We start from the raw sequence: 12,187 nt of genomic DNA, 5'->3' as shown, positions 1-12,187 counted from the left end.
TCCAGAACGGGAAAACGAACTTGACCGCGGTCACAGGAGGGGCGAGGTCGTGAGCGCGAAGAGCTACGACGGGTACGAGGGTCTGAACCGGTTAGCACTGGACCGGGCCGGTCAGGCCGAGGCGTTCGACGCGATCGGTGACCGGTATGACGACGCCTTCCCCCACAAGGAGGGCCAGCTCGCCTCGGGCGCCTGGCTGGCCGGTGCCCTGCCGGCCGGCTCGCGCATCCTGGACCTCGGATGCGGGACGGGCCTGCCGACCGCCCGTCAGTTGTCGGAGGCCGGGCACCGCGTCGTCGGTGTCGACCTCTCGCCCTCGATGGTCAAGCTGGCCCGGGACAACGTCCCCGGTGCGGAGTTCCACCGGCTGGACATCGCCGATCTGCGCGGCGGCCGGCTCGGCGGGGCCGGTTCTTTCGACGGAATCGCGGCTTATTTCTCCCTGCTGATGCTGCCTCGTGCCGAAATCCCTTACGCACTGGGCATGCTGCATGATCTGCTACGCCCCGAGGGGCTGCTCGCCCTGTCGATGGTCGAGGCGGATGTGGACGACTTCACGATTCCGTTCCTGGGCAACTCGATCCGGGTATCGGGTTACCTGCGGGACGACCTGCGCCGGGTCGTGCACGACGCGGGTTTCGACGTCGTCGGGGAGGATGCCTACGCATACGCCCCGGCGAGTACGGACGTACCACCCGAGATCCAGCTCTTTCTGCACCTGCGAAGCGCCTGAGACGCAGCGCGTCGAGCGCGCAGCCCCGGACGGATGGAATCCCACGCGTGACGGAGCACCCCACCTCCCACGAATTGCGGCGGTCGGCCTCGACCGCCGCGCCCTCGGCGTCCCCTGCGCGGGGGCCGGGCGGGACGGCGCCGCTCGGCGCGGTCCCCGACCCGCGCAGCGCCCTGCAGCAGCCCGCCGCGACCGGGGTCAGCCCGGTGCCGGGCAGCGGCTTCGCGGTGCGCGGCGGTGACGACCTCGGCCTGTCCGGTGCCGCCGTCACGGCCTCGGCGGGTCCGCCGGCCGGCCGTGCCGGGAACTTCGGGCACGCCGACGACGAGCCGGTCGCGGACCATGGTGCGGCGCGGGACGGCGCCGCCATCCCGTACGGGGAGGCGTACGGCGACTCATACGGGGAGGTGGCCATGCCGGCGAGCGGGCGGGAAGGCGGCGTGCCGGACGCGGGGCGGGAGACGGCCCGGGCCGGGCGGCGGATGCCGGGCGCGGTGAACCGCGCCGGGGCACCGGAGTCGGGCGAGGAGCCGCACCACGGGCAGCGTCCGCGGGAGAAGGGCGTCGGGCGGCCGCGCGAGGGCGGCGGACCCGATGGTGGTGGCCGGTCGCGGCCGCGGGGCGGCGATCCGTCGCTGACGGCGGCCGGGGAGGCCACCGGGCCGCAGGTACCGGCTCCCGCGGGCCCGCCGGAGAGTCTGCCGCCCGCTCCGCTGCCGCCGGCTCCCCCGGCGCGCTCGGCGCACCCGGGCGAGAGCGGTGAGGTGGCGGCGGCCCGGCAGGCGGGCGGCGACCGGCTGCGGTTCATCGGGGCGGCGACGCGGCGGATCGCCCGCGGCATAGACCTCGACGAGATCGTGCTCGGCCTGTGCCGGGCGACGGTGCCGACGTTCGCCGACGCGATCCTGGTCTATCTGCGCGATCCGCTGCCGGTGGGCGACGAGCGTCCGACCGGCCCGGTGGTGCTGCGGCTGCGGCGCACCGACCGGATTCCGGAGGAGCCGGACACCAACGGCGGCCGGCTGCCGATGCTGCCCGCGCAGCCCGATCTGGGGCCGGCGATGGGCGGCAGCGCCGCGGAGCTGGCGGAGGTGCGGCCCGGCGGTCCGCTGGCCGAGGTGCTGCGGGGCGTACGGCCGCTGTTCGGCGAGGCGCAGGCGGCGCGTACGGCGCTGCCCGAGCTGCTGGGGCCCGATCCGCGGCTGCCCGGCGGGCACCGGGTGATCCTGGCGCCGCTGCGCGGCCGGCGGCGGGTGATCGGTGCGGCGGTGTTCCTGCGGCGCCCGGACCGGCCGGCGTTCGAACCGGACGATCTGCTGGTGGCGGCGCAGCTGGCGACGCACACCGCGCTGGGTGTGGACAAGGCGGTGCTCTACGGCCGCGAGGCGTATATCGCCGACGCGCTGCAGCGCACGATGCTGCCCGATTCGCTGCCGCAGCCGACCGGGGTCCGGCTGGCCAGCCGCTATCTGCCGGCCGCCGAGACGGCCCGGGTGGGCGGCGACTGGTACGACGCGATCCCGCTGCCGGGCAGCCGGGTGGCGTTGGTGGTCGGCGATGTCATGGGGCACTCGATGACCTCGGCCGCGATCATGGGCCAGCTGCGGACCACCGCGCAGACCCTGGCGGGGTTGGACCTGCCGCCGCAGGAGGTGCTGCACCACCTCGACGAGCAGGCCCAGCGGCTGGGCACGGACCGGATGGCGACCTGCATGTACGCGGTCTACGACCCGGTGGCGCACCGGATCACCATCGCCAACGCGGGCCATCCGCCGCCGGTGATGCTGCACCGCGGCGGGCGTGCCGAGGTGCTGCGGGTGCCGTCGGGCGCGCCGATCGGCGTCGGCGGGGTGGACTTCGAGGCGGTGGAGCTGGACGCCCCGGCCGGTGCCACGCTGGTCCTGTACACCGACGGCCTGGTCGAGTCGCGCATCCGCGACGTGTGGACCGGTATCGAGCAGCTGCGGGAGCGGCTGGCGGAGACGGCGCGGCTGACGGGCCCTCATCCGCCGCCGCTGGAGCCGCTGTGCGACGAGGTGCTGGACATGCTGGGGCCCGGCGACCGCGATGACGACATCGCGCTGCTGGCGGCCCGGTTCGACGGGATCGCGCCGAGCGATGTCGCGTACTGGTATCTGGATCCGAAGGCGCAGACGGCGGGGCAGGCGCGCCGGCTGGCCCGCCGGGCACTGGCGCGCTGGGGCCTGGAGGAGCTGACCGACCAACTGGAGCTGCTGGTCAGCGAGGTGGTGACGAACGCGGTGCGGTACGCGGAGCGGCCGATCACGCTGCGGTTGCTGCGTACGGACGTGCTGCGCTGCGAGGTCGGCGACGATGTCCCGCAGCTTCCGCGGCTGCGCCAGGCCCGGCCGTCGGACGAGGGCGGGCGGGGCCTGTACCTCGTCAACCGGATGGCGCGGCGCTGGGGCGCGACCCGTCTGAGCATGGGAAAGGTCGTCTGGTTCGAGCTGTCGATGCCGCCGGGGTCGGTGCGCCGCTGACGTCCGGCGGGCGCCCGGCCCGCATCCCACATGTTGGACCCCGTCTGAGATCGGACGGGGTCCAACTCTTGCCGACATGCCGTCGGAGGCGTTGACTGCTTGGGTGGGCAAAAGGGACCTACTACACCTACCGCCCCGACACCCCAGTCGAATGGGAGGCATTTCCACCCATGACCAGCACCGCTCGCGACGTCCCGCGCACGACGACCAACGCCGGGGTCCCGGTGGAGAGCGACGAGCACTCGCTCACCGTCGGGCGCGACGGCCCGATCCTGCTGCACGACCACTACCTGATCGAGAAGATGGCCCAGTTCAACCGCGAGCGGGTCCCCGAACGGGTGGTGCACGCCAAGGGCTCGGGCGCGTACGGCACCTTCGAGGTCACCAACGACGTCAGCCAGTTCACCAAGGCGATCGTCTTCCAGCCCGGCAAGCAGACCGAGATGCTGGCCCGCTTCTCCACCGTGGCCGGTGAACAGGGCAGCCCGGACACCTGGCGCGACCCGCGCGGCTTCGCGCTCAAGTTCTACACGGAGGACGGCAACTACGACCTGGTCGGCAACAACACGCCGGTCTTCTTCGTCCGCGACACGATCAAGTTCCAGGACTTCATCCGCTCCCAGAAGCGGCGGCCGGACAACGGCCTGCGCGACAACGACATGCAGTGGGACTTCTGGACGCTGTCCCCGGAGTCCGCGCACATGGTCACCTGGCTGATGGGCGACCGCGGTATCCCCAGGACCTACCGCCACATGAACGGCTACGGCTCCCACACCTACATGTGGATCAACCAGAGCGGTCAGCGGTTCTGGATCAAGTACCACTTCAAGACCGACCAGGGCATCGACTTCCTCACCCAGGAGGAGGCCGACCGCCTCGCCGGGTCGGACCCCGACGCGCACCGGCGCGATCTGTACGAGGCGATCGAGGGCGGAAACCACCCCTCGTGGACGCTGTATGTGCAGGTCATGCCGTTCGAGGACGCGGCGGACTACCGCTTCAACCCGTTCGATCTGACCAAGGTGTGGCCGCACGGGGACTACCCGCTGATCGAGGTCGGCCGGATGACCCTCAACAAGAACCCGGACGACTTCTTCATCCACATCGAGCAGGCCGCGTTCGAACCCAGCAACCTCATCCCCGGCATCAGCGTCTCGCCCGACAAGATGCTGCTCGGCCGGATCTTCTCCTACCCGGACACCCACCGGTACCGCATCGGCCCCAACTACACCCAGCTGCCGCCGAACCGGCCGCATGTCCCGGTGCACTCCTACGCCAAGGACGGCCCGATGCGCTTCGACCCCGCCCGGGTGAGCGCGCCGTACGCGCCGAACTCCAAGGGCGGGCCGGCCGCCGACCCCGAGCGCTTCGACCGGGCCGCCGGCTGGGAGACCGCCGGCGAGATGGTCCGCGACGCGTACTCGCTGCGCGCGGACGACGACGACTTCGGCCAGCCGGGCACGATGGTCCGCGAGGTCCTGGACGACGCCGCCCGCGCTCGCCTCGTCGACAACGTCTCCGGCCATCTGCGCAACGGCGTCAGCACTCCGGTGCTGGAGCGCGCGGTTCAGTACTGGCGCAACATCGACAAGAGCGTGGGCGACCGGATCGCCAAGAAGGTGAACGGGGGCTGAGCGCCACAAGCGCCGGCCGGAGCGCCCGCACACGCACCGCGGCCCCCGCCCATCGAGGCGGGGGCCGCGGTGTGTGCGCGCACGGCGTGCGGCGTCAGTGGAAGCCGGGCAGGCTGTTGGGCTCGGTGCCGCCGGTGTCCTGCCCGGTGCCGCCGTCCGTCGTCCCGCCGTCGGTGGTGTCACCGCCGGTCGTGCCGCCGGTCGGCGGGCCGGACGAGGAGTCGCTCGGGGAGGGACGGCCGGACGGCCGGCCGGACTCGGACTGCGACGGGCTGCTGGTCGGCGTCCGGGTCGGCGTCGGCGTACCGCTGGGTGTGCCGGACGGCGTCGGGGTCGACGAGGGGGTGTTGCTCGGCGTGGGCGTGCTGGTCGGGGGCACCCCGGCGCCGAGGTCGGTGTCGAGGTCGAAGTCCGCGCCGGTGTCGCCGCCGAGCACGTCCTCGTTGTACGCCGCCCACACCTGGGCCGGGTAGCCGCCGCCGTTGACCCGGCCGCCGCCTCCGGTGCCCTTGAGGGTGACCTGGGCGCCGCCCTTGGGGGACTCGCCGAACATGCCCACAGCGGTGACCAGCTTGGGCGTGTAGCCCACGAACCACGCCGACTTGTTGTCGTCGGAGGTGCCGGTCTTGCCGACCGCGTGGTAGGCGGTGTTCTTCACGGCGGAGGTGGCCGTGCCGTCGTTGACCACGCCCGCGAGGACGGAGGTGATGGTGTCGGCGGTGGTGCGGCTGAGGACCTGTTCGCCGATCGGGTCCTTCAGCTGCTGTTCGGTGTCGACGCCGTCGACGGGGTGCACGGCCTTGGTCACCAGCGTCGGGGTGACCTTCTTGCCGTGGTTGTCGAGGGTGGCGTAGGCCGCGGCCATCTGGAGCGGGCTGGCGCCCATGGAGCCCAGCGTCATGGCGGGCCGGGCCTCCATCTTGGAGCCGTCCATGCCCAGGCTCACCGCGGTCTTCTTGACCTTCTCCAGCCCGACGTCCTGGCCCATCTGCGCGAAGACCGCGTTGACGGAGTTGTTGGTCGCCGTCTGGACGCTGATCTTGCCGAACTCCTGCTCGTCCTCGTTGGGCGGCGCGAAGGGGATGGTGCCGCCCACGACCGGGCGGCGGTTGCGGCCGTCGTAGATCGTGTTCGGGTTGATCGGCAGGTGGTCCTGGGTGACCGCGTTGTTCTCCATCGCCGAGGCGAGGATCAGCGGCTTGAACGTGGACGCCGGCTGGTAGTCGGAGCGCGTGGCGTTGTTGGTGTAGTGCTTGGGGTAGCCCTCGCCGCCGTACATCGCCACGACGTGGCCGGTCTTGGGGTCCACCGAGGTGGCGCCGAGCTGGGCGTCCGCGTCCACCTTGCGGCTCTTGGGCTTGAGGTCGGCGGTCAGCTTGTGCTGTACGGCCTTCTCCAGCGCCTTCTGCTTGTCCTTCTCGATCCCGAGGGTGACCGTCCAGCCGCCGCGCTCGAACTGCTTCTCGTCCACGCCCTGCGCGAAGAGCTCACGCTTGGCCTCGTCGACGATGTAGCTCGTCTGGCCGGTCAGACCGGGCAGCGGCTTGGGGTCCTTGGGCACCTGGAAGTGCTGCTTGGCGCGCTCCTCCTTGGAGAGCCAGTGCATCTCGACCATGTTGTCGAGGGTGTAGGCCCAACGCTCCTTGACCCGCTTCTGGCCGTCCTTGGTCGCCCGCGCCCAGTCGTACTGGTTCGGCGCCTGGAGCAGCGAGGCGAGGTAGGCGCCCTGCGAGACGGTGAGCTTCTCGACGTCCACGCCGTAGTAGGCCTGCGCGGCGGCCTGGATGCCGTAGGCGCCGCGGCCGTAGTAGCTGGTGTTGATGTAGCCGGCGAGGATCTTGTCCTTGCCCAGCTTGTTGTCCACCTTGAGCGAGATGACGATCTCCTGGAGCTTGCGGCTGACCGTCTGCTCCTGGCTCAGGTAGTAGTTCTTGACGTACTGCTGGGTGATCGTCGAGCCACCCTGCTTGCCGTGGCCCAGCAGGGTGTTGAGGATGCCGCGTGCGGTGCCCTTCAGGTCGACGCCGGAGTCGTCGAAGAAGGTCTTGTTCTCCGCGGCGACGAAGGTGTACTGGACGTCCTTGGGTATCCGTTCGAGCGGGACGCTCTCGCGGTTGAGCTCGCCGACCCGGGCCATGACCTTGCCATCGGCGTACTTGAAGACGTTGCTCTGCAACTGGGCGTCCTTGTTGCCCTCGTCGGGCACCTCGACGTACAGGTACAGTCCGACGAAGCCGAGGATGCCCAACAGGCACACCCCGAGGAAGGTTCCGAGGATCTTCTTCCAGGTGAAGAGGCGGCGTATACCGGACTTCCTCTGTTTCGGTTTGGTCCGGCGGGCGCTCCCCTGTCGCGCCCTTCTCGCTTCCGCTCGGCCCATCGCTTCGACAACTCCAGTCGTTCCGCCCCCAGCTAACTCAGCTGTTGAAGCTAACACCGCATCTGTCAACAAATACTCATCGATCAAGGCTTTTCCTGGCGTGACAAACAGCACCCACGCCGACGGAACCCCAAGGTGGGTGTTCTGCGTCGCCCCCGCTTCACCTGCGGACTTACCGGCGATCGACCCCCTGCGCACCGGTGGACACCCCGCCCACCCCAGGGTTAAAGTGTTATCACTTTGCTAGACCGGCGACATCACCGATTGCGGCGGACATCACGTGCCGCATCCGGAGGAACGGGGATCTTCATGACCGACCAGACAACGGCCGAGCCCACCACCGGCCCCGACGGCGAGCTCGCGGTGGACGCTCCCGAGATGCCGCGCCCGCAGGTCCGCGAGACCCCGGCGCACAGCATCCCGGGAGGCCTCGCCCTGCTGCTGACCGTGCTCGGGGTGGGGCTCGGCATCGCCGCGATCATCGTCGGCGGCGTCCTCGGCAACGCCGGCCACCACGCGGTCGGCGTGCCGCTGGTCATCGCCGGCATCCTGGTGCTGCTCGGCTCCTTCTTCTGCATGACCGGCGTGAAGATGGTCGCGCCCGGCGAGGCCCGGGTCATCCAGCTCTTCGGCCGGTACGTCGGCACGATCCGCACCGACGGCCTGCGCTGGGTCAACCCGCTGACCACCGCCCGCAAGATCTCCACCCGGGTGCGCAACCACGAGACCGCGGTCCTGAAGGTCAACGACGCCTACGGCAACCCGATCGAGCTGGCCTCGATCGTCGTCTGGCAGGTCGAGGACACCGCCCAGGCGCTGTTCGAGGTCGACGACTTCCTGGAGTTCGTCGCCACCCAGACCGAGGCGGCCGTCCGGCACATCGCGATCGAGTACCCCTATGACGCGCACGACGAGGAGGCCCTGTCGCTGCGTGGCAACGCCGAGGAGATCACCGAGAAGCTCGCCCTGGAGCTGACCGCCCGGGTCCAGGCCGCCGGCGTACGGATCATCGAGTCCCGCTTCAGCCACCTCGCCTACGCCCCCGAGATCGCCTCCGCGATGCTCCAGCGCCAGCAGGCCGGTGCGGTGGTCGCGGCCCGCCAGCAGATCGTCGAGGGCGCGGTCGGCATGGTCGAGATGGCGCTGGACCGGATCAGCGAGCAGGGCATCGTCGAGCTGGACGAGGAGCGCAAGGCGGCCATGGTCAGCAATCTGATGGTGGTGCTCTGCGGCGACCGGGCCGCCCAGCCGGTCCTGAACACGGGCTCGCTCTACCAGTGAGCGAGCGCAGCGAGCGCAGCGAGCGCACCGTCGACAGGTGCGCGCCGAGCGAATGTGAGGCCGGGCGAAGCGAGGCTTCGGCATGAGCGCCGACACTCCCGAGGGGTCCGGCACCGAAGGCGAGCCGGCCCCCGCGCGACGGCCGCAGCGGCGCAAACAGGTGCTGCTGCGGCTGGACCCGCTGATCCATGACGCGCTGGCCCGTTGGGCCGACGACGAGTTGCGCAGCGCCAACGCGCAGATCGAGTTCCTGCTGCGCAAGGCGCTGTCGGAGGCGGGGCGGCTGCCCCGGGGGGCGGGGGCGATCCCGCGGCGCGGGCGGCCGCCCAAGGCGCCGGAGCCGGACCCGCCCCAGGGCTGAGCCCGCCATCGGCGCGCCGGACACCGCACCCGGCGGTGTCCCGCCCTCCCCCCGAAGGCCGTACCCCACCACTGAACACCGCGTCTATACATCGTGCGTATACACCTCGTGTAGAGTGCTCGGCATGCCCACAGGACACCCAGGGCGATGCCCCCTGCCCGCACTCCCGGAGGCCCGCGGATGACCCCGGCCGGTTCCCTGCTCGACGCCCGCGCGCTGCACAAGGCGTACGGCTCCACCCCCGCTCTCGACGGCGCGGACTTCTCCATCCACCCGGGCGAGGTCGTCGCCGTCATGGGCCCCTCCGGCTCCGGCAAGTCGACCCTGCTGCACTGCCTGGCCGGGATCATCGCCCCCGACTCCGGCACCGTCCGCTACGGCGAGCGCGAACTGACCGCCATGAACGACGCCCAACGCAGCGCCCTGCGCCGCACCGACTTCGGCTTCGTCTTCCAATTCGGCCAACTCGTACCGGAGTTGACCGCCCTGGAGAACGTCGCACTACCCCTGCGACTGAACGGCACCAAACGAAGCGAAGCCGAACGGCAGGCCCGCACCTGGCTGGAGCGCCTGGAGGTCGACGACGTCCGGGACAAGCGGCCCGGCGAGGTCTCCGGCGGACAGGGCCAGCGGATCGCCGTCGCCCGGGCACTGGCCGGCACGCCCCGGGTGGTCTTCGCCGACGAGCCCACCGGCGCCCTGGACTCGCTCAACGGCGAGCGGGTGATGACCCTGCTGACCGAGGCCGCCCGCGACACCCGGGCCGCCGTCGTCCTGGTCACCCACGAGGCCCGGGTCGCCGCCTACTCCGACCGGGAGATCGTCGTCCGCGACGGCGTGGCCCGGGAGACGGCGGGCGCGGCATGAGGGCCCGCAGCCTTGCCATGGGCGTACGCTTCGCGGCCGGCGGCGGCCGCGAGGGCTGGGTCCGTACGGTCCTGACGGCCCTCGGGGTGGGGCTGGGGGTGATGCTGCTGCTCGGCGCCGCGTCGATCCCGCAGATCCTCGACGCCCGCCAGCAGCGCGGCGACGCCCGGGTGGCGGTCGCCGGCGAGCGGCCGATCGAGCGCTCCGGGTCGACCCTGCTCTACGCCGAGGCCCAGACGTCCTTCCGCGGCCAGTCGGTCAGGGGCGTGCTGCTGCGCCCCGACGGGCCCGGCGCCCCCACTCCCCCCGGCGTACGCGAACTGCCGCGCGACGGCGAGATGGTGGTCTCCCCCGCGCTCGCGGAGCTGCTCGCGGCACCGGAGGGGAAGCTGCTGCGCGAGCGGCTGCGCTTCACCACCGCCGGCACCATCGGCGAGCCGGGCCTGGTCGGGCCGGGCGAGCTGGCGTACTACGCGGTCAGCGACGCCCTGACCACCGAGCACGGCGCCTTCCGCATCGACGGCTTCGGAAGCCGGACGGTGCCCGAGGCGATGGATCCGGTACTGCTGGTACTGATCATCGTGGCCTGTGTGGTGCTGCTGATGCCGGTGGCCATCTTCATCGCCACCGCGGTCCGCTTCGGCGGCGAGCGGCGCGACCGGCGGCTGGCGGCGCTGCGGCTGATCGGCGCCGACATCCGGACGGTGCGCTGGACGGCCGCCGGGGAGGCGCTGTTCGGCGCGGTCTGCGGGCTGCTGCTGGGCACCGCGATGTTCCTGGCCGTACGGCAGGCGGCCGGCGCGGTCACCGTCTGGGACGTCAACGCCTTCCCCGGCGATCTGACGCCGGCCCCGGCCCTGGCGGCGCTGGTCGCCGTCGCCGTCCCGCTCTGCGCCGTCGGCGTCACCCTCTTCGCGCTGCGCGGGGTGGCCATCGAACCGCTGGGCGTGGTGCGCAACAGCGTCGGGCGGCGGCGCCGGCTGTGGTGGCGGCTGCCGCTGCCGCTCGTGGGCATCGCCGTGCTGCTGTCCAACGGGCGGGTAGGCGGCGACGACACAGCGGTCAACCCGTATCTGATCGCGGGCGGCGCGGTGCTGGTGCTGTTCGGCATCACGCTGCTGCTGCCCTGGTTCGTCGAGGCGGTGGTGGGGCGCCTCACCGGCGGCCCGGTGCCCTGGCAGCTGGCCACCCGCCGGCTCCAGCTGGGCAGCGGAGCGGCGGCCCGCGCGGTCAGCGGCATCACCGTCGCGGTCGCCGGCGCCATCGCGCTGCAGCTGTTCTTCTCCGCGATCCAGCACGACTTCCTGAAGGTCACCGGGCAGGATCCCACCCGGGCGCAGCTGAGCGTGGCGCTGCCGTCCCACGACGTCGCCACGGTCCGGAAGATGATCGGCGAGTTCCGCCGCACCGAGGGCGTACGCGGCGTCATCGCGACCATCGAGTCCTCCGCCTCCCGGCCCGGCCCGGTGCGCAAGGGCGAGGACTTCGCCCCGACCACCCAGGTCACCGTCGGCGACTGCCCCACCCTGGGCGAGCTGGCGCACACCGGCTCCTGCAAGGACGGCGACGTCTTCGTCGTCAAGGACAGCAACGGCATGGTCGAGAGCGACTACATCTTCCAGACCGCGCGGCCCGGCGCCCGGGTGCTGCTGAACCGGGACGTGCGCACCGGCGAACCCGGCGGCGCCCCGCGGCTGTGGACCATCCCGAAGTCCGCCCGCGTCGTCGACTCCCGCAAGGACCCCTCGGGCCAGATGGCCTTCGGCATCTTCGCGACCCCGGGCGCCCTGGACACCGCCGCGCTGGACGACCCGACGGCCCGCGCGATGGTCAAGACCGCTCCGGGGGTCACCGACGCCGCCGAGTACGTACGCAACACCGCCGCCCGGATCGACCCGCTGATGGCCGTCCACACGCTGCAGGACCTGGAGCGCGACAAGCAGTTCTCCAGTGTGCGCACCGGGCTGCTGATCGCCGCCACCGCGACGCTGGCGCTGATCGCCGCCAGCATGCTGGTGACGACGCTGGAGCAACTGCGCGAGCGGCGCCGGCTGCTGTCGGTGCTGGTGGCCTTCGGCACCCGGCGGGCGACGCTCGGCTGGTCGGTGCTGTGGCAGACCGCGGTCCCCGTCGCCCTGGGGCTCGCCCTGGCGCTGGCGGGCGGCGCCGGGCTGGGCGTGGCGCTGCTGAGGATGGCGGGCAAGTCGGCCTTCGACTGGTCGGTGGTCTGGCCGCTGCCCGCGGCCGGTGCCGCGCTCGTGGTGCTGGTCACCCTCTTCAGCCTGCCGCCGCTGTGGCGGATGATGCGCTCCGACGGGCTGCGGACGGAGTGAGCGGCGTGGGGGGGGGGGGGGGGGGGGGGGGGGGGGGGGGGGGAGGGGCGCGTCGTTCCGTGCTCCACCCCACCCACCCCCCCCCACCACGCCTCCC

The 12,187-nt window shown here is 72.0% G+C and carries 8 protein-coding genes; 7 read left to right on the top strand and 1 reads right to left on the bottom strand.

Annotated elements, in window-relative coordinates; translation table 11 throughout:
- The first annotated feature begins 49 nt into the window (after positions 1 to 49).
- The 3 genes from ACZ5XZ_RS32930 (at position 50) to ACZ5XZ_RS32920 (ending at position 4,868) form a co-directional block, all read left to right on the top strand.
- Positions 50 to 733 (top strand): class I SAM-dependent DNA methyltransferase, encoded by a 684-nt coding sequence (locus ACZ5XZ_RS32930; RefSeq protein ID WP_384432342.1) that lies wholly within the window; start codon positions 50 to 52, stop codon positions 731 to 733.
- 47 nt (positions 734 to 780) lie between these two features.
- A complete protein-coding gene (locus ACZ5XZ_RS32925) occupies positions 781 to 3,234 on the top strand; it encodes a SpoIIE family protein phosphatase (protein ID WP_468984805.1) in 2,454 nt (817 codons plus the stop codon).
- A gap of 170 nt (positions 3,235 to 3,404) precedes the next feature.
- Positions 3,405 to 4,868 (top strand): catalase, encoded by a 1,464-nt coding sequence (locus ACZ5XZ_RS32920; RefSeq protein ID WP_468984803.1) that lies wholly within the window; start codon positions 3,405 to 3,407, stop codon positions 4,866 to 4,868.
- Positions 4,869 to 4,962: 94 nt separating this feature from the next.
- Here ACZ5XZ_RS32920 and ACZ5XZ_RS32915 read toward each other — a convergent pair whose 3' ends face one another.
- Positions 4,963 to 7,248, bottom strand: coding sequence for a transglycosylase domain-containing protein (locus tag ACZ5XZ_RS32915; protein ID WP_468984801.1), 2,286 nt, complete (start codon positions 7,246 to 7,248; stop codon positions 4,963 to 4,965).
- 309 nt (positions 7,249 to 7,557) lie between these two features.
- Here ACZ5XZ_RS32915 and ACZ5XZ_RS32910 point away from each other — a divergent pair, with 309 nt between their 5' ends.
- The 4 genes from ACZ5XZ_RS32910 (at position 7,558) to ACZ5XZ_RS32895 (ending at position 12,090) form a co-directional block, all read left to right on the top strand.
- Complete coding sequence (locus tag ACZ5XZ_RS32910) at positions 7,558 to 8,529, top strand: SPFH domain-containing protein (RefSeq protein WP_468984798.1); 972 nt, start codon at positions 7,558 to 7,560, stop codon at positions 8,527 to 8,529.
- 82 nt (positions 8,530 to 8,611) lie between these two features.
- Positions 8,612 to 8,890 (top strand): type II toxin-antitoxin system antitoxin, encoded by a 279-nt coding sequence (locus ACZ5XZ_RS32905; protein ID WP_468984797.1) that lies wholly within the window; start codon positions 8,612 to 8,614, stop codon positions 8,888 to 8,890.
- A 180-nt stretch (positions 8,891 to 9,070) separates the two neighbouring features.
- Entirely contained in the window at positions 9,071 to 9,757 is a 687-nt protein-coding gene (locus ACZ5XZ_RS32900; RefSeq protein WP_468984795.1) for an ABC transporter ATP-binding protein, read from the top strand.
- The gene (locus tag ACZ5XZ_RS32895) at positions 9,754 to 12,090 is read left to right on the top strand and encodes an FtsX-like permease family protein (protein ID WP_468984793.1); all 2,337 of its coding nucleotides are present in this window, start codon (positions 9,754 to 9,756) and stop codon (positions 12,088 to 12,090) included. Before ACZ5XZ_RS32900 ends, ACZ5XZ_RS32895 begins: the two co-directional genes overlap by 4 nt.
- Positions 12,091 to 12,187: the final 97 nt, after the last annotated feature.

This window comes from Streptomyces sp. NPDC033270 (assembly GCF_055576575.1).
This window is presented reverse-complemented; position numbering and strand designations above follow the sequence as displayed.

Bases quoted from the DNA above. Each gene is read 5' to 3' on its own strand.
- ACZ5XZ_RS32905 (WP_468984797.1), top strand. From the start codon at position 8,612: ATGAGCGCCGACACTCCCGAGGGGTCCGGCACCGAAGGCGAGCCGGCC.
- ACZ5XZ_RS32900 (WP_468984795.1), top strand. From the start codon at position 9,071: ATGACCCCGGCCGGTTCCCTGCTCGACGCCCGCGCGCTGCACAAGGCG.
- ACZ5XZ_RS32915 (WP_468984801.1), bottom strand. From the start codon at position 7,248: ATGGGCCGAGCGGAAGCGAGAAGGGCGCGACAGGGGAGCGCCCGCCGG.
- ACZ5XZ_RS32910 (WP_468984798.1), top strand. From the start codon at position 7,558: ATGACCGACCAGACAACGGCCGAGCCCACCACCGGCCCCGACGGCGAG.
- ACZ5XZ_RS32895 (WP_468984793.1), top strand. From the start codon at position 9,754: ATGAGGGCCCGCAGCCTTGCCATGGGCGTACGCTTCGCGGCCGGCGGC.
- ACZ5XZ_RS32920 (WP_468984803.1), top strand. From the start codon at position 3,405: ATGACCAGCACCGCTCGCGACGTCCCGCGCACGACGACCAACGCCGGG.